General features: G+C 70.8%; 18 protein-coding genes. 13 read left to right on the forward strand and 5 right to left on the reverse strand.

Going from position 1 to position 20748, the window contains the following annotated elements; translation table 11 throughout:
- Nucleotides 1–16 precede the first annotated feature (16 nt).
- Together AC4OXY_RS20815 and AC4OXY_RS20820 are read right to left on the reverse strand one after the other, a co-directional pair.
- Entirely contained in the window at nt 17–1174 is a 1158-nt protein-coding gene (locus tag AC4OXY_RS20815) for an acyl-CoA dehydrogenase family protein (RefSeq protein WP_356023214.1), read from the reverse strand.
- A 94-nt stretch (nt 1175–1268) separates the two neighbouring features.
- Nucleotides 1269–1874, reverse strand: a complete 606-nt coding sequence (locus AC4OXY_RS20820) for an SACE_7040 family transcriptional regulator (RefSeq protein ID WP_356023216.1) — start codon at nt 1872–1874, stop codon at nt 1269–1271.
- 106 nt (nt 1875–1980) lie between these two features.
- On the opposite strand from AC4OXY_RS20820, the gene AC4OXY_RS20825 reads away from it, so the two are divergent.
- The 5 genes from AC4OXY_RS20825 (at nt 1981) to AC4OXY_RS20845 (ending at nt 8176) form a co-directional block, all read left to right on the forward strand.
- On the forward strand, nt 1981–3597 hold the full coding sequence (locus tag AC4OXY_RS20825; RefSeq protein ID WP_362819708.1) for a carboxyl transferase domain-containing protein: 1617 nt from the start codon (nt 1981–1983) through the stop codon (nt 3595–3597).
- 11 nt (nt 3598–3608) lie between these two features.
- Nucleotides 3609–5543 carry an acetyl/propionyl/methylcrotonyl-CoA carboxylase subunit alpha gene (locus AC4OXY_RS20830; RefSeq protein WP_491994409.1) on the forward strand — a complete coding sequence of 645 codons (1935 nt, stop codon included), beginning with the start codon at nt 3609–3611 and terminating at the stop codon, nt 5541–5543.
- A complete protein-coding gene (locus tag AC4OXY_RS20835) occupies nt 5540–6484 on the forward strand; it encodes a hydroxymethylglutaryl-CoA lyase (protein WP_491994410.1) in 945 nt (314 codons plus the stop codon). Before AC4OXY_RS20830 ends, AC4OXY_RS20835 begins: the two co-directional genes overlap by 4 nt.
- 5 nt (nt 6485–6489) lie before the next feature.
- Nucleotides 6490–7650: an acyl-CoA dehydrogenase family protein gene (locus tag AC4OXY_RS20840; RefSeq protein WP_356023226.1), complete on the forward strand. Its 1161-nt coding sequence runs from the start codon at nt 6490–6492 to the stop codon at nt 7648–7650.
- 109 nt (nt 7651–7759) lie between these two features.
- On the forward strand, nt 7760–8176 hold the full coding sequence (locus AC4OXY_RS20845; protein ID WP_491994411.1) for a hypothetical protein: 417 nt from the start codon (nt 7760–7762) through the stop codon (nt 8174–8176).
- 274 nt (nt 8177–8450) lie between these two features.
- Here the strand turns inward: AC4OXY_RS20845 and AC4OXY_RS20850 are convergent, their stop codons facing one another.
- On the reverse strand, nt 8451–8633 hold the full coding sequence (locus AC4OXY_RS20850; protein ID WP_356023230.1) for a hypothetical protein: 183 nt from the start codon (nt 8631–8633) through the stop codon (nt 8451–8453).
- A gap of 398 nt (nt 8634–9031) precedes the next feature.
- On the opposite strand from AC4OXY_RS20850, the gene AC4OXY_RS20855 reads away from it, so the two are divergent.
- The 6 genes from AC4OXY_RS20855 to AC4OXY_RS20880 all read left to right on the forward strand — a co-directional run bounded on the left by AC4OXY_RS20855 (nt 9032) and on the right by AC4OXY_RS20880 (nt 16056).
- Complete coding sequence (locus AC4OXY_RS20855) at nt 9032–10078, forward strand: ABC transporter substrate-binding protein (RefSeq protein ID WP_491994412.1); 1047 nt, start codon at nt 9032–9034, stop codon at nt 10076–10078.
- 42 nt (nt 10079–10120) lie between these two features.
- Nucleotides 10121–10942, forward strand: a complete 822-nt coding sequence (locus AC4OXY_RS20860; RefSeq protein ID WP_491994413.1) for a siderophore-interacting protein — start codon at nt 10121–10123, stop codon at nt 10940–10942.
- Nucleotides 10943–11056: 114 nt separating this feature from the next.
- Nucleotides 11057–12499, forward strand: coding sequence for a lysine decarboxylase DesA (gene desA, locus AC4OXY_RS20865; protein ID WP_356023237.1), 1443 nt, complete (start codon nt 11057–11059; stop codon nt 12497–12499).
- Nucleotides 12483–13766, forward strand: coding sequence for a lysine N(6)-hydroxylase/L-ornithine N(5)-oxygenase family protein (locus AC4OXY_RS20870; protein ID WP_362819716.1), 1284 nt, complete (start codon nt 12483–12485; stop codon nt 13764–13766). The genes desA and AC4OXY_RS20870 overlap by 17 nt, the downstream gene beginning before the upstream one ends.
- Nucleotides 13763–14287, forward strand: coding sequence for a GNAT family N-acetyltransferase (locus AC4OXY_RS20875; RefSeq protein WP_491994414.1), 525 nt, complete (start codon nt 13763–13765; stop codon nt 14285–14287). The genes AC4OXY_RS20870 and AC4OXY_RS20875 overlap by 4 nt, the downstream gene beginning before the upstream one ends.
- The gene (locus tag AC4OXY_RS20880) at nt 14284–16056 is read left to right on the forward strand and encodes an IucA/IucC family protein (protein ID WP_491994415.1); all 1773 of its coding nucleotides are present in this window, start codon (nt 14284–14286) and stop codon (nt 16054–16056) included. Before AC4OXY_RS20875 ends, AC4OXY_RS20880 begins: the two co-directional genes overlap by 4 nt.
- Nucleotides 16057–16121: 65 nt before the next feature.
- Here the strand turns inward: AC4OXY_RS20880 and AC4OXY_RS20885 are convergent, their stop codons facing one another.
- Nucleotides 16122–17744, reverse strand: a complete 1623-nt coding sequence (locus tag AC4OXY_RS20885) for a beta-N-acetylhexosaminidase (protein ID WP_356023246.1) — start codon at nt 17742–17744, stop codon at nt 16122–16124.
- 63 nt (nt 17745–17807) lie between these two features.
- On the opposite strand from AC4OXY_RS20885, the gene AC4OXY_RS20890 reads away from it, so the two are divergent.
- Complete coding sequence (locus tag AC4OXY_RS20890; RefSeq protein ID WP_491994416.1) at nt 17808–18686, forward strand: DUF4429 domain-containing protein; 879 nt, start codon at nt 17808–17810, stop codon at nt 18684–18686.
- Nucleotides 18687–18726: 40 nt separating this feature from the next.
- Here AC4OXY_RS20890 and AC4OXY_RS20895 read toward each other — a convergent pair whose 3' ends face one another.
- Nucleotides 18727–20316 (reverse strand): purple acid phosphatase family protein, encoded by a 1590-nt coding sequence (locus AC4OXY_RS20895; protein ID WP_491994417.1) that lies wholly within the window; start codon nt 20314–20316, stop codon nt 18727–18729.
- Between the two features lie 166 nt (nt 20317–20482).
- Between AC4OXY_RS20895 and AC4OXY_RS20900 the strand changes: the two genes are divergently transcribed.
- The gene (locus tag AC4OXY_RS20900) at nt 20483–20740 is read left to right on the forward strand and encodes a hypothetical protein (protein WP_071372151.1); all 258 of its coding nucleotides are present in this window, start codon (nt 20483–20485) and stop codon (nt 20738–20740) included.
- Nucleotides 20741–20748: the final 8 nt, after the last annotated feature.

Genomic DNA, 20748 nt, shown 5'->3' on the forward strand with positions numbered 1-20748 from the left:
GCGGGTTGCACGGCCCTTACAGGCCCATGTCCTTGGCGATGATGGACTTCATGATCTCGCTGGTGCCGCCGTAGATGCGGTTGACGCGGTTGTCGGCGTACAGGCGGGCGATCGGGTACTCGTTCATGTAGCCGTAGCCGCCGTGCAGCTGGAGGCAGCGGTCGATCACGCGGTGGGCGACCTCGGTGCAGAACAGCTTCGCGGAGGCGGCCTCGGCGGGCGTCAGCTCGCCGGCGTCCAGGGCCTCGGTGGCGCGGTCGGCGACGGCCTCGGCGGCGTCGACCTCGGCCTGGCAGGCGGCCAGCTCGAACTTGGTGTTCTGGAAGTGGGCGACCGGCTTGCCGAAGACGGTGCGCTCCTGCACGTACTGCTTGGCGAACCGGACGGCGGCCTTGGCCTGCGCGTAGGCGCCGAAGGCGATGCCCCAGCGCTCGGAGGCGAGGTTGTGGCCGAGGTAGTAGAAGCCCTTGTTCTCCTCGCCGAGCAGGTCCTCGACGGGCACCTTGACGTCGACGAACGCCAGCTCGGCGGTGTCGGAGGTCTTCAGGCCGAGCTTGTCGAGCTTGCGGCCGACGGAGTAGCCCTCGGACTTGGTGTCGACGGCGAACAGGGAGATGCCGTGGCGGCGGTCCTCGGCGGTGGGCGCGGAGGTGCGGGCGCACACGATCACGCGGTCGGCGTGGACGCCGCCGGTGATGAAGGTCTTGGCGCCGTTGAGGACGTAGTGCGTGCCGTCCTCGGAGAGCTTGGCGGTGGACTTCATGCCCGCGAGGTCGGAACCGGTGCCCGGCTCCGTCATCGCGATGGCCCACATCTCCTCGCCGGTGACGAACTTCGGCAGGTAGCGCTTCTTCTGCTCGTCCGTGGCCAGCATCTTGATGTAGGGCAGGGCGAGCAGCACGTGCACGCCGGAGCCGCCGAACTGGACGCCCGCGCGCGCGGTCTCCTCGTAGAGGACGGCCTCGAACTTGTGGCTGTCCAGGCCCGCGCCACCGAACTCCTCGGGCACGTTGATGCCGAAGATGCCCAGCTCGCCGAGCTTGTAGTAGAAGTCGCGCGGCGCCTGGCCGGCGGCGAACCACTCGTCGTAGACCGGCACGACCTCGGCCTCGATGAAGGCGCGGAGGGTCTCCCGGAACGCCTCGTGATCCTCGTTGAACACCGTACGGCGCACGGTTACCTCCACGTACCTCGGCACATCGGCTGTCTAAGCGCTTGCTCAGACTCGAAGATACCGGCCAGTACGCGGCCGCGTCCAGAGATGCACGTCACTCCCCGGCGACGCCCGCCGCCTCGAACGCCCCGCACGCCATCCGGTGCAGCAGGGCGGCCGTGGCGCCGCGGCCGGGCAGGGTGCCGGCGCGGCCGAGGTGGGGGGTGGAGTTCAGCAGGCCGAAGACCGAGTGGACGGCGGAGCGGGCGGCGGGCTCGGTCAGCGCCGGGTACACCTCGCGGACCACCTCCACCCACAGCTCGACGTACTGCCGCTGGAGCTGGCGCACCAGCTTGCGGTCGCTGTCGCGCAGCCGGTCCAGCTCGCGGTCGTGCAGGGTGATCAGCGGGCGGTCGTCCAGGGCGAAGTCGATGTGGCCCTCGACGAGCGAGTCGAGGACGGCTCGCGCGCCGGTGGCGCCGTCCGCCTCCGCCAGCCGCCGTCTGGCCCCCGTCAGCAGCTGGCCGCTGATGCCCACCAGCAGCTCGGCGAGCATCGCGTCCTTGCCCGGGAAGTGGCGGTACAGGCCGGGGCCGCTGATACCGACGGCTGCGCCTATCTCGTCCACCCCGACACCGTGGAATCCGCGCTCGGCGAAGAGCCGGGCGGCCTCCTTCAGGATCTGCTCGCGCCGGGTGGGGGCGTCGGTTCTGGTGACCATGCAGTAATTCTAGACAGGGAGGTTAGCGGTCGTTAACCTGGAGGAAATGGTTAACGCTCATTAACACGTGATCCACGGGTTCGATCACCGGTGAGGGGACCGCAGGATGCAGGAGGCACCGGAGCTCCGGAGCGCGGCAGATCCCGCGTCGGAGGCCTGGCGGGCCAATGAACAAGCCCATCTCGCGCTCGTCGGGGAGCTGCGCGGCAAGCTGGCCGCGGCGGCGCTCGGCGGCGGCGAGAAGGCCCGCGCCCGGCACACCGCGCGCGGCAAGCTGCTGCCCAGGGACCGGGTGGACACGCTGCTCGACGCGGGCTCGCCGTTCCTGGAGCTGGCCCCGCTCGCGGCCGAGGGGATGTACGACGGCGCGGCCCCGGCCGCCGGCGTGATCGCCGGGATCGGGCGGGTCAGCGGGCGCGAGTGCGTGATCGTCGCCAACGACGCCACGGTCAAGGGCGGCACGTACTACCCGATGACCGTGAAGAAGCACCTGCGCGCCCAGGAGGTGGCCCTCGACAACCGCCTGCCGTGCGTCTACCTGGTCGACTCCGGCGGCGCCTTCCTGCCGATGCAGGACGAGGTGTTCCCGGACCGCGAGCACTTCGGGCGGATCTTCTACAACCAGGCGCGGATGTCCGGGGCCGGGATCCCGCAGATCGCGGCCGTCCTCGGGTCCTGCACGGCGGGCGGGGCGTACGTCCCGGCGATGAGCGACGAGGCGGTGATCGTCCGCGGCCAGGGGACGATCTTCCTCGGCGGACCCCCGCTGGTGAAGGCCGCGACCGGTGAGGTCGTCACGGCCGAGGAGCTGGGCGGCGGCGAGGTCCACTCCCGGGTCTCGGGCGTCACCGACCACCTCGCCGAGGACGACGCGCACGCGCTCAGGATCGTGCGGAACATCGTCGCCACGCTGCCCGCCCGGCGCTCCCTGCCCTGGGACGTCACCCCGGTCGCCGAGCCCAAGGCCGACCCCTACGGCCTGTACGGCGCGGTCCCGGTCGACTCCCGTACCCCCTACGACGTACGCGAGATCATCGCGCGCATCACGGACGGCTCCCGGTTCGCCGAGTTCAAGAGCGAGTTCGGGCAGACGCTCGTCACCGGCTTCGCGCGGATCCACGGCCACCCGGTCGGGATCGTCGCCAACAACGGCATCCTCTTCTCCGAGTCCGCGCAGAAGGGCGCCCACTTCATCGAGCTGTGCGACCAGCGCGGGATCCCGCTGGTGTTCCTCCAGAACATCTCGGGGTTCATGGTCGGCAAGGACTACGAGGCGGGCGGTATCGCCAAGCACGGCGCCAAGATGGTGACGGCGGTGGCCTGCACGCGCGTGCCGAAGCTGACGGTGGTGGTCGGCGGTTCGTACGGCGCGGGCAACTACTCGATGTGCGGCCGGGCCTACTCCCCCCGCTTCCTGTGGATGTGGCCGAACGCCAAGATCTCCGTCATGGGCGGCGAGCAGGCGGCGTCCGTCCTCGCCACGGTCAAGCGCGACCAGCTGGAGGCGCGCGGCGAGCAGTGGCCCGCCGAGGACGAGGACGCCTTCAAGGCACCGATCCGCGCGCAGTACGAGCGCCAGGGCAACGCCTACTACGCCACCGCCCGCCTCTGGGACGACGGCGTGATCGACCCGCTGGAGACCCGTCAGGTGCTGGGACTCGCGCTGACGGCTTGTGGCAACGCGCCGCTGGGCGACCCCCAGTTCGGCGTCTTCCGGATGTGAGGAGGGGAACCGTGTTCGACACAGTGCTGGTCGCCAACCGGGGCGAGATCGCCGTACGCGTCATCCGTACGCTCCGCTCGCTGGGCGTGCGCTCGGTGGCGGTCTTCTCCGACGCCGACGCGGACGCGCGGCATGTCCGGGAGGCCGACACGGCGGTACGGATCGGCCCGGCGCCGGCGGCCGAGAGCTATCTGTCGGTGGAGCGCCTGCTGGAAGCGGCCGGCCGTACGGGTGCGCAGGCCGTGCACCCGGGGTACGGCTTCCTCGCCGAGAACGCCGCCTTCGCGCGCGCCTGCGAGGAGGCGGGGCTGGTGTTCATCGGCCCGTCCGCGGACGCGATCGCGCTCATGGGCGACAAGATCCGCGCCAAGGAGACGGTGCGGGCGGCCGGGGTACCGGTGGTGCCCGGCGGCCGCGATCCCGAACTGGCCGAGGCCGCCCGCGCGTTGGGCGCCCCCGTGCTGCTGAAGCCGTCGGCGGGCGGCGGCGGCAAGGGCATGCGCCTGGTGCGGGACATGACGGCCCTGGAGGAGGAGATCGCCGCCGCCCGACGCGAGGCCCGCGCCTCCTTCGGCGACGACACGCTGCTCGTGGAGCGGTGGATCGACCGGCCCCGGCACATCGAGATCCAGGTGCTGGCCGACGGCCACGGGAACGTCGTGCACCTCGGCGAGCGCGAGTGCTCGCTCCAGCGGCGGCACCAGAAGGTCGTCGAGGAGGCGCCGAGCGTGCTCCTCGACGAGGCCACGCGCGCGTCGATGGGCGAGGCGGCCGTGCAGGCGGCCCGCTCCTGCGGGTACCGGGGCGCGGGCACGGTGGAGTTCATCGTGCCGGGAGGCGACCCGACGCAGTACTACTTCATGGAGATGAACACCCGTCTCCAGGTGGAGCACCCGGTCACCGAACTTGTCACCGGGCTGGACCTGGTGGAGTGGCAGCTGCGGGTGGCGGCCGGCGAGGAACTGGGCTTCGCACAGGCGGACGTGACCCTGACCGGTCACGCGATCGAGGCCCGCATCTGCGCCGAGGACCCCGCGCGCGGCTTCCTTCCCTCCGGCGGCACGGTGCTGCTGCTGGACGAGCCGCGGGGCGACGGCGTCCGCACGGACTCCGGGCTCAGCGAGGGCACCGAGGTGGGCAGCCTGTACGACCCGATGCTGTCCAAGGTCATCGCCTACGGCCCCGACCGCGGGACGGCGCTGGCGAGGCTCCGGGCGGCCCTCGCGCAGACGGTCACGCTGGGCGTGCCGACCAACGCGGGCTTCCTGCGGCGGCTTCTGGGCCATCCCGCGGTCGTGGCCGGCGAGTTGGACACGGGGCTCGTCGAGCGGGTGGTGGACGAACTGGTCCCCGCGCAGGTGCCGGAGGAGGTGTACGAGGCCGCGGCGGCCGTACGCGCGGCAGCGCTGGAGCCCCGCGCCGAGGGCTGGGTCGACCCCTTCTCGGTGCCGAGCGGCTGGCGCCTGGGCGGCACCCCGAAGCCGCCCGTCTTCCATCTGCGGGTGCAGGACCCGGTGGCGTACACCCCCCGGGGCTCCCACACCGTCACCGGGGACCGGGTGAGCGTCACGCTGGACGGCGTCCGGCACACCTTCCACCGGGCCGGTGACTGGGTCGGGCGCGACGGCGACGCCTGGCAGGTGCGCGACCACGACCCGGTCGCCGCGTCCCTGAGCGGGGCCGCGCACGCGGGCGCCGACTCGCTGACCGCGCCGATGCCGGGCACGGTCACGGTGGTGAAGGTCGCCGTCGGCGACGAGGTCGCGGCCGGACAGAGCCTGCTGGTGGTGGAGGCCATGAAGATGGAGCACGTCATCTCCGCCCCGCACGCGGGCACGGTCGCCGAGCTGGACGTGACGCCGGGCACGACGGTCGCCATGGACCAGGTGCTCGCGGTGATCGCACCACACGAGGAGAACGGGGCGACCGGGGAGGTGGCGCAGTGACCGCCGAGGGTCTGCCCATGGTCGTACCGACCACCGACCTGCCCGAGCGGGTCCGGATCCACGAGGTCGGGGCGCGCGACGGGCTGCAGAACGAGAAGACGGCCGTACCGACCGAGGTGAAGGCGGAGTTCGTCCGCCGGCTCGCCGACGCCGGCCTGACGACGATCGAGGCGACGAGCTTCGTACACCCCAAGTGGGTGCCCCAACTGGCCGACGCCGAGCAGCTGTTCCCGCTGGTGAAGGACGTTCCGGGGGTGGAGCTCCCGGTGCTGGTCCCCAACCAGCGCGGCCTGGAGCGGGCCCTGGCCCTCGGCGCCGAGCGGATCGCCGTGTTCGCGAGCGCCACCGAGTCCTTCGCGAAGGCCAACCTCAACCGCTCGCTGGACGAGTCGCTGGCCGTGTTCGCGCCGGTGGTGCGCCGGGCGAAGGACGAGGGCGTGCACGTGCGCGGCTATGTGTCCATGTGCTTCGGCGACCCGTGGGAGGGGGCGGTCCCGCTGCACCAGGTGGCCCGCGTCTGCACCGCCCTGCGGGACATGGGCTGCGACGAGCTGAGCCTCGGCGACACGATCGGCGTGGCGACCCCGGGCCACGTGCTCGAACTGCTCTCCCTGCTGAACGAGGAGGGCGTGCCGACGAACACGATCGGCGTGCACTTCCACGACACCTACGGCCAGGCGCTCGCGAACACCTACGCGGCGCTGGAGCACGGGGTGACCACGGTCGACGCGTCCGCCGGCGGCCTCGGCGGCTGCCCGTACGCCAGGTCGGCCACCGGCAATCTCGCGACCGAGGACCTCGTCTGGATGCTGCACGGCCTCGGCATCGAGACCGGGGTCGACCTCGGCCGTCTCACCGCCACCAGCGTGTGGATGGCCGAACGGCTGGGCCGCCCCAGCCCGTCCCGTACCGTCCGCGCTCTCTCCCACAAGGACCAGTGATCAGCATGGACCACCGTCTCAGCCCCGAGCTGGAGGAACTCCGCCGTACGGTGGAGGAGTTCGCGCACGACGTGGTGGCGCCGAAGATCGGCGACTTCTACGAGCGACACGAGTTCCCGTACGAGATCGTCCGCGAGATGGGCCGCATGGGCCTGTTCGGACTGCCGTTCCCGGAGGAGTACGGCGGCATGGGCGGCGACTACCTGGCCCTCGGCATCGCGCTGGAGGAGCTGGCGCGGGTCGACTCCTCCGTGGCCATCACCCTGGAGGCGGGCGTCTCGCTGGGCGCCATGCCGCTGCACCTGTTCGGCACGCAGGAGCAGAAGCGCGAGTGGCTGCCCCGGCTGTGCGCCGGCGAGATCCTGGGCGCGTTCGGCCTGACCGAGCCGGACGGCGGCTCGGACGCCGGGGCGACGCGCACCACGGCCCGCCTGGACGCGGACACGAACGAATGGGTGATCAACGGCACGAAGTGCTTCATCACCAACTCCGGTACGGACATCACCGGTCTGGTGACGGTCACGGCGGTCACCGGCCGCAAGCCGGACGGCAAGCCGCTCATCTCCTCCATCATCGTCCCGTCGGGCACGCCCGGCTTCACGGTGGCGGCGCCGTACTCGAAGGTCGGCTGGAACGCCTCGGACACCCGTGAGCTGTCCTTCTCGGACGTCCGCGTCCCGGCGGCCAACCTGCTGGGCGAGGAGGGCCGGGGCTACGCCCAGTTCCTGCGCATCCTGGACGAGGGCCGCATCGCCATCGCGGCGCTCGGGACGGGCCTGGCGCAGGGCTGTGTGGACGAGTCGGTGAAGTACGCGAAGGAGCGCGAGGCGTTCGGCCGTCCGATCGGCGCCAACCAGGCGATCCAGTTCAAGATCGCCGACATGGAGATGAAGGCCCACACGGCCCGCCTGGCCTGGCGCGACGCGGCGAGCCGCCTGGTCGCCGGTGAGCCCTTCAAGAAGGAGGCGGCCCTGGCCAAGCTCTACTCCTCCACCGTCGCGGTGGACAACGCCCGCGACGCGACCCAGATCCACGGCGGCTACGGCTTCATGAACGAGTACCCGGTGGCCCGCATGTGGCGGGACTCCAAGATCCTGGAGATCGGCGAGGGCACGAGCGAGGTCCAGCGGATGCTGATCGCGCGTGAGCTGGGGCTGGTGAGCTAGAGGTACCGGGTGGTCTTCGGCGAATCAGGTGGTTCTCCCGGGGCAGGGCATTGCGTGACGGGCGTGCGGGACGTTGGTCAGCGCGTCCGTCATCTGCCTGGAGGTAACCGTGAAAGCCGCGAAGTACGCGACCGGATTGACGCTGGGACTGATGGTGACCGCCACGCTGGTCACCCCGGCCGCTTCCGCCGCGCCGCACTCGGCTCGGGCCGACCGCCTCGTCCTCACCGACTCCGACAACGGCCGCAGCGTGGCCCGGTCGGTCGGTGACGACACCGAGATCCGCCTGAAGGCCTCCCGCGAGCGGGGCCTGACGTACACGTGGAGCATGCCGAGCACTCGCGACGCCCACGTCCTGACTCGGACTGTCAGCGGCATGACACCGGCCGGTGACGCGTACGCGGTCGTGCACGCGGACGGCCCGGGCACCAGCACCGTCACCGCCGTGCGGCAGTGCCACGCCGGCCCCGGGCACGCGTGCCCCCGTGCCATCGCGCCGTGGAAGGTCACCATCGAGGTGAGCTGAGGCAGTGCGATGAGACGCCGCGCGGCGTCGGTCTTCAGGACATGCTGGTGGCTTTGAAGGCCGACGCCGCGCATCACCCTGGGCTCGGTTGAGGGGCACGGGTGAGATCGAAGCCGCCTGCACAGAGCCGTCGTGTCGTGCCACGGCCGCGGCATCGCGCACCCCACCGTGCTGAACGTGCCGGCCGCGTTGCTCCTCGGCCCCGGCACTGCGCTCTTGCAGGGCCGTCCAAAGGCCTCCCCGGTGTCGCCGGCGAAGCGGGGCGCCATGCCGGTCATGCCGGCTCCGGAGGGTCGGCGTCGTCCCGCTGCCGCTCGCCCCTGCGGGCCTCGGCCACGACGCGACGCCAGGCACGGATCACGTCGGGCACCTGGTCGAGGATGCCCTTGAGGGCAAAGAGGAAGGCGGAGACGACACCCGCCGTCCCCAGAATTCCCAGGACGATCTGTAGATCCACGCTCGGCTGCCTTCCACGGAAGGAGGGGGCCGAACCGAGGGCGAACCACGTGGAGGATGGCAGGTGTCTCAGGCCGACCACCCCGGTAACGGATGATCAACTGAGGCCCTGCCGACGCACAGGCCGTGTGTGCAGTTGTCGCGATTGACGCGGTGTCCTCTACTGACACCGCGCCCGAAAGGGACGTCGGACCCATTCCCGTCGCAGTCGGCAGAGCCGACCGTGCGCGCACGACTCTAGCCGTGACCCCTCCGGGCTGTCCGCCGTATCGGGCGATCCCTTTCCGAGCTGGCGCGGCGCCGGGGTGCACCCACCTCTGGACATCGAGTGAGGTTAGGCTAACCTACCTTGGAACCTGTCCGGCGGGCGCCTCGCCCCGTTCGAAAGCAGTCATATCCATGTCCCTTGCCCGTGCCACCCATCTGACTCGCCGCGGAATCCTCGCCGCGGGCGGCGCCATCGGACTCGGTGCCGCGCTCGCCGCCTGCGGGGACGACAAGGGCAAAGACGGTGGCTCCGGCAAGGGGACGGCCGCAGGCAGGTCCGGGCCCTGGTCGTTCAAGGACGACCGCGGTACGACCGTGAAGCTGGACAAGGTCCCCGCGAACATCGTCGCGTTCACCGGCGTCGGCGCCGCGCTCCACGACTACGGCGTTCAGGTCAAGGGCGTCTTCGGCCCGACCACGACCAAGGACGGCAAGGCCGACGTCCAGGCCGGCGACATGGACGTCAGCAAGGTGACCGTCCTCGGCAACGCCTGGGGCCAGTTCAACATCGAGAAGTACGCCTCGCTCGCGCCCGACGTGCTGATCTCCACGACGTTCGACAACGCCGGCACCCTCTGGTACGTCCCCGAGGAGTCCAAGAAGAAGATCGCCCAGCTGGCCCCCAGCGTCGCCGTCTCCGTCTACGACCGTCAGCTGACCAAGTCCCTGGAGCGCATGTGGGAGTTGGCGGCGTCGCTCGGCGGTGACATGAAGGCCGCCGCGGTGACCGACGCCAAGAAGCGGTTCGAGGCCGCCGCGACCCGGCTGCGCGCCGCCGCGAAGGCCAAGCCCGACATCAAGGTGCTGGCCGGCTCCGCGAGCGACCCGCTCTTCTACGTCTCCGGCACCAACCTCTCCGTCGACCTGGAGTACTTCAAGGCCCTCGGCGTGAACTTCGTCGAGCCGCCGGAGAGCGCGAAGAAGGCGACCGGCGGCTGGTTCGAGTCGCTGAGCTGGGAGAACGTCGACAAGTACCAGGCCGACATCATCATGATGGACGACCGCTCCTCGGCGCTCCAGCCGGCCGCCATCACCAAGCCGACCTGGCAGAAGCTGCCCGCGGTGAAGGCGGGCCAGGTCATCTCCCGCTCCCCCGAGCCGATCCTGTCCTACGACAAGTGCGTGCCGCTGCTCACGAGCCTGGCCGAGGCCCTGGAGAAGGCGAAGAAGGTCAGCTAATCCAGCCAGCACCCCGAACCTGACGTCATCTCAGGAGCCGACATGACGACGGCCGTAGCCGCCCCGTACCGTTTCTTCTCCCTTCAGGTCGTACGGACGAGGCGGCTGGGGCCGTCTCTGGTCCGGATCACCTTCATCGGGGAGGAGCTGTCCGCGTTCCGGTCACTGGGGCGCGACCAGTCCCTCTCGCTCTTCCTGCCGCACCCCCACCAGACCGAGCCCGCCGTCCCTCTGGACCTCGGCGACGGCTGGTGGCAGGCCTGGCGTGAACTGCCGGACGACGTACGGGCCGTGATGCGCTCGTACACCCTGCGGTCCCTGCGCCGGAACCCCGACGAGATCGACATCGACTTCGCCCTGCACACCCCGGCGGGCCCCGCCTCCGGCTGGGCCGCCCGCGCCGCCGCCGGCGACCGGGCCCTGGTGCTCGGGCCGGTCCTCGCCGACAACCGCGCGATCCGCTTCCGGCCGCCCGCCGACACCGACCTCGTCGTGCTGTGGGGCGACGAGACCGCCGTACCCGCCGCGACCGCGATCCTCGAATCCCTCCCGGCCGGCACCCGCGCCCGGGCCTGGCTGGAGGTGCCGGACGCCCGCGACATCCAGGACGTGCGCACCGAGGCGGACGCGGAGATCACCTGGCTCGTACGGCACGACGGGTCCCCCACGGCCGTCGACGCCGTACGCGCCGCCGCCCTCCCGTGCGACGAGCGGACGTACGTGTGGATCGCGGGCGAGTCCGGCCAGGTCAAGGCGTTGCGGCGGCACTTCGTCGGCGAGCGCGGGGTGGACCGGCGCCGGGTGACCTTCGTCGGGTACTGGCGGCAGGGGATGACCGAAGAGCAGTTGCGGGCCGCCGAGTAGGCACCGCACCGCGCCGCACCGCCCCGTGACAGTGATCACGGGTGAGGCATGCCTCGATTCCTAAAAGTTAGGTTAGGCTTACCTAAGTTCGATCACCCCTCGGAGGACCCCCACATGCGCTCGCACCTGCTCAATGGCCTCACCGCGGAGCACTACCGCAGCTCCGTGACCGAAGGAGTCGAGCGGGTGGCGGCCAAACTCGCCACCACCGACCGCCCGTTCACCGGCGTCACCGTGGACGCCCTCGCCCCCCGCGTGGACGCCATCGACCTGGACCGCCCGCTCGGCAGCGCCACCGCCGCCCTGGACGAGCTGGAGGAGGTGTACCTGCGCGACGCGGTGTACTTCCACCACCCCCGCTACCTCGCCCACCTCAACTGCCCGGTCGTCATACCGGCGGTGCTCGGCGAGGCCGTGCTCTCCGCGGTCAACTCCTCCCTGGACACCTGGGACCAGTCGGCCGGCGGCACCCTGATCGAGCGCAGGCTCATCGACTGGACGGCCCGGCGGATCGGCCTAGGCCCCGCCGCCGACGGCGTGTTCACCTCCGGCGGCACCCAGTCCAACCTCCAGGCGCTGCTGCTCGCCCGGGAGGAGGCCAAGAGCACCTCCCCGGCGAAACTGCGGATCTTCGCCTCCGAGGTCAGCCACTTCAGCGTGCGGAAGTCCGCCACACTCCTCGGCCTGGGCCCGGACGCGGTCGTCCCGATACCCGTCGACCACGACAAGCGGATGCAGACCGTGGCCCTCGCCCGGGAACTGGAGCGCTGCGTGCAGGGCGGCCTCGTCCCCATGGCCGTCGTCGCCACCGCCGGCACCACCGACTTCGGCTCCATCGACCCGCTGCCCGAAACAGCCGAGCTGTGCGAGCGGTTCGGCACCTGGCTGCACGTCGACGCCGCCTACGGCTGCGGACTGCTCGCCTCCCTCAGGTACCGGGACCGCATCGAGGGCATCGAGCGCGCCGACTCCGTCACCGTCGACTACCACAAGTCCTTCTTCCAGCCGGTGAGTTCGTCCGCCGTCCTGGTGCGGGACGCGGCGACCCTGCGTCACGCCACCTACCACGCGGAGTACCTCAACCCGCGCCGCATGGTGCAGGAGCGCATCCCCAACCAGGTCGACAAGTCCCTGCAGACCACCCGCCGTTTCGACGCGCTCAAGCTGTGGATGACGCTGCGGGTGATGGGCGCCGACGGGATCGGCGAGCTCTTCGACGAGGTCTGCGACCTGGCGGCACAGGGCTGGGAGCTGCTCGCCGCCGACCCCCGGTTCGACGTCGTCGTGGCGCCCTCGCTCTCCACCCTCGTCTTCCGCTGCATCCCGGCCGCCGTCACCGACCCGGCCGCGATCGACCGCGCCAACCTCTACGCCCGCAAGGCCCTGTTCGCCTCCGGTGACGCCGTCGTCGCGGGCACCAAGGTGGGCGGCCGCCACTACCTGAAGTTCACCCTGCTCAACCCCGAGACGACCACGGCCGACATCGCCGCCGTCCTCGACCTGATCGCCGGCCACGCCGAGCAGTACCTGGGAGACTCCCTTGACCGCGCTTCCTGAAGCCCGCCGCATCCATGACTTCGTGGGGATCGGGCTCGGCCCCTTCAACCTCGGCCTGGCCTGTCTGACCGAGCCGATCGCCGAACTGGACGGCGTCTTCCTGGAGTCCAAGCCGGACTTCGAGTGGCACGCCGGGATGTTCCTGGACGGCGCCCACCTCCAGACGCCGTTCATGTCGGACCTGGTCACCCTCGCCGACCCGACCTCGCCGTACTCCTTCCTCAACTACCTGAAGGAGAAGGGCCGGCTGTACTCGTTCTACATCCGCGAGAACTTCTATCCCCTGCGGGTCGAGTACGACGACTACTGCCGCTGGGCGGCGGGGCGGCTGAGCAGCGTCCGGTTCGGCACGACGGTCACCGAGGTGACGTACGAGGACGAGCTGTACGTCGTCCGCACCGAGCGCGGGGAGACGTACCGCGGCCGGCACCTGGTCCTCGGCACGGGCACGGTCCCCTTCGTCCCCGAGGCCTGCCGGGACCTCGGCGGCGACTTCCTGCACACCTCCCGGTACATGCACCGCAAGGCGGAGCTGCAGGCGAAGAGGTCCATCACAGTCGTCGGCAGCGGCCAGAGCGCGGCCGAGATCTACTACGAACTGCTCGCCGAGATCGACGTACACGGCTACGAGCTGAACTGGGTCACCCGCTCCCCGCGCTTCTTCCCGCTGGAGTACACCAAACTGACCCTGGAGATGACGTCCCCGGACTACATCGACTACTTCCGCGCCCTGCCCGAGGAGACCCGCTACCGGCTGGAGAAGCAGCAGAAGGGGCTGTTCAAGGGCATCAACTCGGACCTGATCGACTCGATCTTCGATCTGCTCTACCAGAAGAACGTGGAGAGCGGCGACCGCCCGGTCCCGACCCGGCTGCTCACCAACTCCTCGCTGCACAGCGCCCATTACACGGACGGCGCGTACACCCTCGGCTTCCGCCAGGACGAGCAGGGCAAGGACTTCGAGATCCGCTCCGAGGGCCTGGTGCTGGCCACCGGCTACCACTACACGCCGCCGGCCTTCCTCGCCCCCCTGCGCGACCGGCTCCGCTTCGACGGCCACGGCCGCTTCGACGTCGCCCGCAACTACGCCGTCGACACCACCGGCCGCGGCGTCTTCCTCCAGAACGCCGGCGTCCACACCCACAGCATCACCAGCCCCGACCTGGGCATGGGCGCGTACCGCAACAGCTGCATCATCCGCGAGCTGCTCGGCGCCGCCTACTACCCGGTCGAGAAGACCATCGCCTTCCAGGAGTTCGCCGTATGACCTTCGCCTTCCGTGACGTCGATCCCCTGCGGGACGCCGAGCTGCTGCACGCCTGGGTCACCCATCCCAAGGCGGCCTTCTGGATGATGCAGGACGCGAGGCTGGAGGACGTCGAACGCGCGTACATGGAGATCGCGGCGGACGAGCACCATCAGGCACTGCTCGGGCTGCGCGACGGGAAGCCCGTCTTCCTCATGGAGACGTACGACCCCGCCCACCGCGAGCTGGCCGGTCTGTACGAGGCGCGGCCCGGCGACATCGGCATGCACTTCCTGACCCCGCCGGCCGACGCGCCCGTGCACGGGTTCACCAGGGCCGTCATCACCGCCGTGGTGGCCCGGCTCTTCGAGGACCCGGCCGTGGCGCGGGTCGTCGTCGAACCGGACGTGCGCAACACGGCCGTGCACGCCCTGAACGAGGCCGTCGGGTTCGTGCCCGAGCGGGAGATCGAGAAACCGGAGAAAAGGGCGTTGTTGAGCTTCTGCACGCGTGAGCGCTTCGAGCAGGCGGTGGCCGCATGAGCCTCACCGACGCCGTGGCCCACCTGTCCCCCGAACGCTGGGACACCGCCAACCGGCTGCTGATACGCAAGGCGCTCGCCGAGTTCGCGCACGAGTGCCTGATCACCCCCGAGGCCCTGGACGGCGGCCGGTACGCCGTCCGCAGCGACGACGGGCTCACCGCCTACCGCTTCCGCGCCGTCCGCCGCGCCCTCGACCACTGGCAGGTCGACGCCGCCTCCATCACCCGGCACCGCGGCGACGACGAACTCCCGCTCGCCGCCCTGGACTTCTTCATCGAGCTGAGGGAGTCCCTGGGCCTGTCCGACGAGATCCTGCCGGTCTACCTGGAGGAGATCTCCTCCACCCTCTCCGGCACCTGCTACAAGCTGACCAAGCCCCGCGTCACCTCCGCGGAGCTGGCCACGAGCGGTTTCCAGGCGATCGAGACCGGGATGACCGAGGGACACCCGTGCTTCGTCGCGAACAACGGGCGGCTCGGGTTCGGCGTCCACGAGTACCTGTCGTACGCCCCGGAGACCGCGAACCCGGTCCGGCTGGTGTGGCTGGCCGCGCACCGCTCGCGGGCCGCGTTCACGGCGGGCGTGGGCATCGAGTACGAGGAGTTCATCCGGCAGGAGCTGGGGGCGGACACCGTCGAGCGGTTCGCGAAGACCCTCGCCGGGCAGAGCCTCGACCCCGCCGACTACCTCCTCATCCCGGTCCACCCCTGGCAGTGGTGGAACAAGCTGTCCGTCACCTTCGCCGCCGAGGTGGCCCGGCGGCACCTGGTCTGCCTCGGGGAGGGCGACGACGAGTACCTGGCCCAGCAGTCCATCCGGACGTTCTTCAACAGCAGCGCCCCGCACAAGCACTATGTGAAGACGGCCCTGTCCGTCATCAACATGGGCTTCATGCGCGGTCTTTCGGCCGCCTACATGGAGGCCACCCCGGCGATCAACGACTGGCTGGCCCAGCTGATCGAGAACGACCCGGTGCTGAAGGCGACGGGCCTGAGCATCATCCGGGAGCGGGCGGCCGTCGGCTACCGGCACCAGGAGTACGAGCGGGCCACCGACCGCTACTCGCCGTACCGCAAGATGCTGGCCGCGCTGTGGCGGGAGAGCCCGGTGCCCTCCCTGCAAGGCGGCGAGTCCCTCGCGACCATGGCCTCGCTGCTGCACGTCGACCACGCCGGCGCCTCCTTCGCGGGCGCGCTGATCGAGCGGTCCGGCCTCGCGCCCACCGAGTGGCTGCGGCGGTACCTGCGGGCGTACTACACCCCGCTGCTGCACAGCTTCTACGCCTACGACCTGGTCTTCATGCCGCACGGCGAGAACGTCATCCTGGTGCTGGAGGACGGTGTCGTACGGCGGGCGGTCTACAAGGACATCGCCGAGGAGATCGCGGTGATGGACCCGGACGCCGTACTGCCGCCGGAGGTGCGGCGGATCGCGGTCGAGGTCCCCGAGGACAAGAAGCTGCTGTCGATCTTCACCGACGTCTTCGACTGCTTCTTCCGCTTCCTCGCCGCGCACCTGGCCGCCGAGGGGATCCTGGCGGAGGACGGCTTCTGGCGCACGGTCGCCGAGGTCACCCGCGAGTACCAGCACGCGAACCCCGAACTGGCCGACAGGTTCCGGCAGTACGACATGTTCGCCCCCGAGTTCGCGCGTTCCTGCCTGAACCGGCTCCAGCTGCGCGACAACCGGCAGATGGTGGACCTCGCCGACCCGTCCGGCGCGCTCCAGCTCGTCGGGACCCTGGAGAACCCCCTCGCGGGGCGCTGACCGCGGGATCCCGACAGTGGGACACGGGCACCCCGGAGTACGGTCCTCCGGGGTGCCCGGTCAGCTCAGCCGGCCGGCCACGGCACCTGCGGGGAGCGGTAGTAGCCGATCCCGAGCGCGTCCCAGCGCGGGGCCTGCGCGGCGAGGCGCACCTTGTACGCGTCCCAGTCGTGCGTGGCCGCCGGGGACCAGCCCAGCTCGGCCGCGCCCGGAAGCCTCGGGAACGCCATGTAGTCGAGGTCGGCGGACGTCTTCAGCGTCTCGGACCACAGGGGTGCCTCCACGCCCTTGACCGCGGAACTCGGGGCACCCGCGAGGTAGCTGCCCGGGTCCCAGTCGTACGACCGCCGCACCTCCACCAGGCCCGCCCAGTCGAGGCCCAGCTTGGTGTCCTTGGTGTACTTCATGTCGAGGTAGACCCGGTCGGCCGGGGAGAGGATCAGCCCGGTGCCGTTCCGGGCGGCCTGGGCGACCTGGTCCTTGTCTGCGGCGCTGGTGGTGTCCAGGCCCCAGTACTGGGCGACGGCGCCCTTGACCGGGTGGGCACCGGTGAGCTGGTGCCAGCCGATGACCGTCTTGCCGTACTTCCCGACGAGGGGCTGGACGCGGTCCATGATGGTCACGTAGTCCGCGTGGCTGGTGGAGTGCGCCTCGTCACCGCCGATGTGGAGGTAGCGGCCGGGGGTGAGCGCGGCCAGTTCGCGCAGGACGTCGTTCGCGAAGTCGTACGTCACCTGTTTGGCCGCGCACAGCGAGCTGAAGCCGACCTTGGTGCCGGTGTAGAGCGGGGGCGCCTGGCCGTTGCAGTTGAGGGGGGCGTAGGAGGCGAGGGCCGCGTTGGTGTGGCCGGGCATGTCGATCTCGGGGACGACCTCCAGATAGCGGGAGGCCGCGTACCGGACGATCTCGCGGTACTCCGCCTTGGTGTAGTAGCCGCCTTTGCCGCCGCCGACCTCGGTGGAGCCGCCGTACGTCGCGAGGCGCGGCCAGGAGTTTATGGCGATGCGCCAGCCCTGGTCGTCGCTGAGGTGCAGATGCAGCTCGTTGACCTTGTAGAGGGCGAGTTCGTCGATGTAGCGCTCGACCTGGGCCACGGTGAAGAAGTGCCGGGAGACGTCGAGCATGGCGCCGCGGTAGGCGTAGCGGGGGCGGTCGGTGACGGTGCCGCCGGCGATCTGCCAGGGGCCGGGCTGGACGGTCCGCTTCTCCACGGCGGCGGGCAGGAGCTGACGCAGCGTCTGCACGCCGTGGAAGAGGCCGGCGGGGGTGCTCGCGGTGAGGTTGACGCCGTCGGCACCGCTGTGCAGCCGGTAGCCCTCGGCGCCGTAGTCGCCCTTCGCCAGGTGGAGCCGGATGCCTCCGGTGCCGGACTCGGTGAGCGGCAGCGGGTAGCCGGTGGAGGGCCGCAGGATGCCGGCGAGGTAGGCGCCGACACGGCGGACCTCGGGGGTGGCGTCGACCCGGACGGAGGTACCGCGGGCGAGGCGGTACGCGGTGCCGCCGGGCTGGACGGAGGCGGGGGCCGGGATCACCCGGTCGAGCGGGGTGGGGGGCACGGCCGCCCGTGCGGAGGGCGCGGCCCCCAGGGTGAAGACACCGGCCGCCGCCACGAGGACCAGGGACCCGAACACACGGGAGGACCTGGGCAGTCGGGGGGTTCGGGGAGTCGTGCTGTGGTTGCGTCTCACATGCGCTCCCTTCCAAATGTGGTCGAGACCACTCTCCCGCAGATCCGGTGAAACAATCCCTCCATGGCGGAAATCATCCAGAAGGACGGCACCTGGGCCTTCGACGGCGACGCCCTGCGGCTCACCCCGGGCCGGGACAAGAACATGAGCCCGCTCCGCCGTGAGCTGGGCGAACTCGTCGTGCCGATCGGGGCGTTGGCCGGTGTCTCCTTCGAGCAGGGGCGCAGGTCGGGGCGGCTGAGGCTGCGGCTGCGCGACGGCGCCGACCCGTTGACGCAGGCGACCGGCGGACGGCTCGCCGAGGCGGACGACCCGTATCAGCTGGCGGTGCAGACCGACCGGTACGGCGTCGCCGAGTACGTCGCGGACGAGGTGCGCACCGCGCTGCTGTTGGAGCAGGTCCCGCCGGAGCCGGCCGACGGGTACCTGCTGCCGGGCCCGGCGCTGCCGGTGTCCGCCTCCGCCGGGGACGGCACGGCGAGCTTCGACGGGGACCAGGTGCGGCTGGAGTGGAACTGGAAGACGGAGGACGCCAAGGCCGCCGCCGGGCCCCGGACGCTTCCCCTGGCGGAGATCACGGGCGTGGAGTGGCAGCCGGCGGCCGGGCTGGAGAACGGGCATCTGCGGTTCCTGGTGCGCGGCGCGCCGATCACGGCCCCGCCCAAGTACGACCCGAACGCGGTCGAGTTGTGGGGCTTCAAGAAGGACCCGCTGATGGCACTGGTGGCCGCCGCCGTACAGGCCCGGCTGCCGCATCCCGCGGCCCCCGCCCCGGCCGCCGTACCGCCGCAGCGGCCGGCGCCCGCCGAGGAGCCGGCCGGGGGCGAGGACCACGACGCGCTGCTGCGGCGGCTGCGCGAGCTCGGCGAGCTGCGCCGGGACGGGGTGCTGACGGACGAGGAGTTCGCCCTGGCCAAGCAGGCGGTCCTGAAGCGCTTGTGAGGGCGCGTGCGCAGGACCGCCCGACGGCGGGCCCGGGGAGTTACTTCGCCCGGCGGGACACCGTGAAGTGGTCGATGCGCTCACCGGTCTCGGCGATGCCCGACACCGTCAGCGTGGTCTGCCGGCCGCGCGGTGCGGGGGTGACGTCGACGCGCAGGAAGGAGTAGTCGAGGTAGCGCACCCGGGACCAGGCGACGGTCTCGTTGACCTTGCCGTCCTTGGTGTTGATGAAGGACGCGACCGAGTCGACCTCGTGCTCGTGGCCCTCGTAGGAGTCGGGGGCGGTGAACGCGTACAGGCTGCGGCCCGCGGCGCCGGCGGTGACGTAGACGACGCCCTCGGTCTCGGGGTAGGCGGTGCCGCCGATCGGAAGCTTCTTGGTGACCTTGTTGTCCTTGATCACGTCGGTGCGCTCGTACTGGTGGTTGTGGCCGTTGATGACCAGGTCCACCTGGTACTTCTCGAACAGCGGCACCCACTCCTGGCGCACGCCCCCCTCCGAGGCGTGCGCCGTGGACGTGCAGTACGCGCAGTGGTGGAAGAAGACGACGACGAAGTCGATGTCGTCACGGGCCCGGAACCGCTTCAGCTGACTCTCGAACCACTTGGTCTGCGTACCTCCGGAAATGCCCAGGTTCGCCGGGATCTCGAAGGAGACGTCGTTGGGGTCCAGCGAGACGATCGCCGTGTTGCCGTGCACGAAGGAGTAGACGCCGGGCAGGTGCGCGGCGTCCGGTCCGTTGTCCGGCATGGTCCAGCGGGCCTCTTCGCCGCCGTAGCCGTTCGGCGAGTACCAGGCCTCCATGTCGTGGTTGCCGTACGAGACCATCCACGGGATCTGCTTGGCGACCGACTCGGTCTGGTGGAGGAACTGGTCCCAGGTGCGCGAGTCGAAGCCCGTGTCGGTGGACTTGCCCTGGCCGGCCGGGTCGCCGTAGGCGATGTCGCCCGCGTGCAGGTGGAAGGCCGGGTTCTGACCGAGGATCAGGCTGTCGTTGGCGAGGGCGTGGTAGCTGACGCCCTGGTCGCCGAAGGCCGTGAAGGTGAACGGCTCCCGGCGGGCGGGGGCGGTGGTGAAGGTGCCCAGGGTGCCCAGCAGGTGCGGCTCGGCAGGGTCGAAGCCCTCGTGGCCGACGCCGTAGTAGTACGTCTTTCCGGGGCGCAGGTGGGTGAGCCGGGCGTGCAGGTAGTACTGCGTGTGGTCGCCGCTCGCGCCGACGCCGGCCGGGGTGTAGAGGGTGCGGACCTCGGCGTCGATCCGGCGGGAGAGGTCCCAGGGGCGGGCGCCGATGCGGATGAACGGCTTCTTCACGGCGACCGGGACCTGCCAGGAGACGGTCATCTCGGTGCGCGGGTCGGTGCCGTAGGCGAGGTGCCGGCCGAAGGGGGCGACGAGGGCGCCGTCGACGTGCTCGGTGGCCGGGGCGGTGCTCCCCCACTGCGTGGGAGGTACCCCCAGGGTCGGTACGGCGGCCTGGGCGGTGGCACCCGTCACGTACGCGCCACCCGTGACGGCGCCCAGCGTGACGGCGCCGCCTCTGATCAGGTTCCGGCGCGAGAATCTCGCGCGCAGGTACTCATGCTGCTCGGCCATGCTCATGCGCTCGGCGAGCCGGTCGGGTACTCCCATACGAGGAATGTCCATGGCGCCCGAAACTCGCCGGTCCGGGCAACGAGACGCACGACACGGGGTGGACGCCCGGGGAACAGAGATCCAACAGGGTCCGGAGGAGGGCCCTGCCCGAAATCGGGCACGTTTCTTGCGAAACCGCGCCCCGTACTCCAGGATCTACCGGGTGCACGACGAACTTGTTGATCATCTGACGCGTTCCACGACCCTGAACAGGGGCGAGGCGCTGCGGGTGGTCCAGGACGTGCTCGCCTACTTCGACGAGTCGACGGAGGACTACGTCCGTCGCCGCCACCGCGAGCTGCAGGCACAGGGCCTGGTGAACGCGGAGATCTTCGAACGGATCGCGGCGGACCTCAGGTATAGAGCGGTGGCACCGCCCGAGCTGACGCTCAGGCAGCTGCGCCGCATCGTCTACGGCTAGGAATACCC

Source organism: Streptomyces sp. HUAS MG56 (assembly GCF_058673395.1).

Bases quoted from the DNA above. Each gene is read 5' to 3' on its own strand.
- AC4OXY_RS20820 (WP_356023216.1), bottom strand. From the start codon at position 1,874: ATGGTCACCAGAACCGACGCCCCCACCCGGCGCGAGCAGATCCTGAAG.
- AC4OXY_RS20825 (WP_362819708.1), top strand. From the start codon at position 1,981: ATGCAGGAGGCACCGGAGCTCCGGAGCGCGGCAGATCCCGCGTCGGAG.
- AC4OXY_RS20840 (WP_356023226.1), top strand. From the start codon at position 6,490: ATGGACCACCGTCTCAGCCCCGAGCTGGAGGAACTCCGCCGTACGGTG.
- AC4OXY_RS20855 (WP_491994412.1), top strand. From the start codon at position 9,032: ATGTCCCTTGCCCGTGCCACCCATCTGACTCGCCGCGGAATCCTCGCC.
- AC4OXY_RS20860 (WP_491994413.1), top strand. From the start codon at position 10,121: ATGACGACGGCCGTAGCCGCCCCGTACCGTTTCTTCTCCCTTCAGGTC.
- desA (WP_356023237.1), top strand. From the start codon at position 11,057: ATGCGCTCGCACCTGCTCAATGGCCTCACCGCGGAGCACTACCGCAGC.
- AC4OXY_RS20875 (WP_491994414.1), top strand. From the start codon at position 13,763: ATGACCTTCGCCTTCCGTGACGTCGATCCCCTGCGGGACGCCGAGCTG.
- AC4OXY_RS20880 (WP_491994415.1), top strand. From the start codon at position 14,284: ATGAGCCTCACCGACGCCGTGGCCCACCTGTCCCCCGAACGCTGGGAC.
- AC4OXY_RS20890 (WP_491994416.1), top strand. From the start codon at position 17,808: ATGGCGGAAATCATCCAGAAGGACGGCACCTGGGCCTTCGACGGCGAC.
- AC4OXY_RS20895 (WP_491994417.1), bottom strand. From the start codon at position 20,316: ATGGGAGTACCCGACCGGCTCGCCGAGCGCATGAGCATGGCCGAGCAG.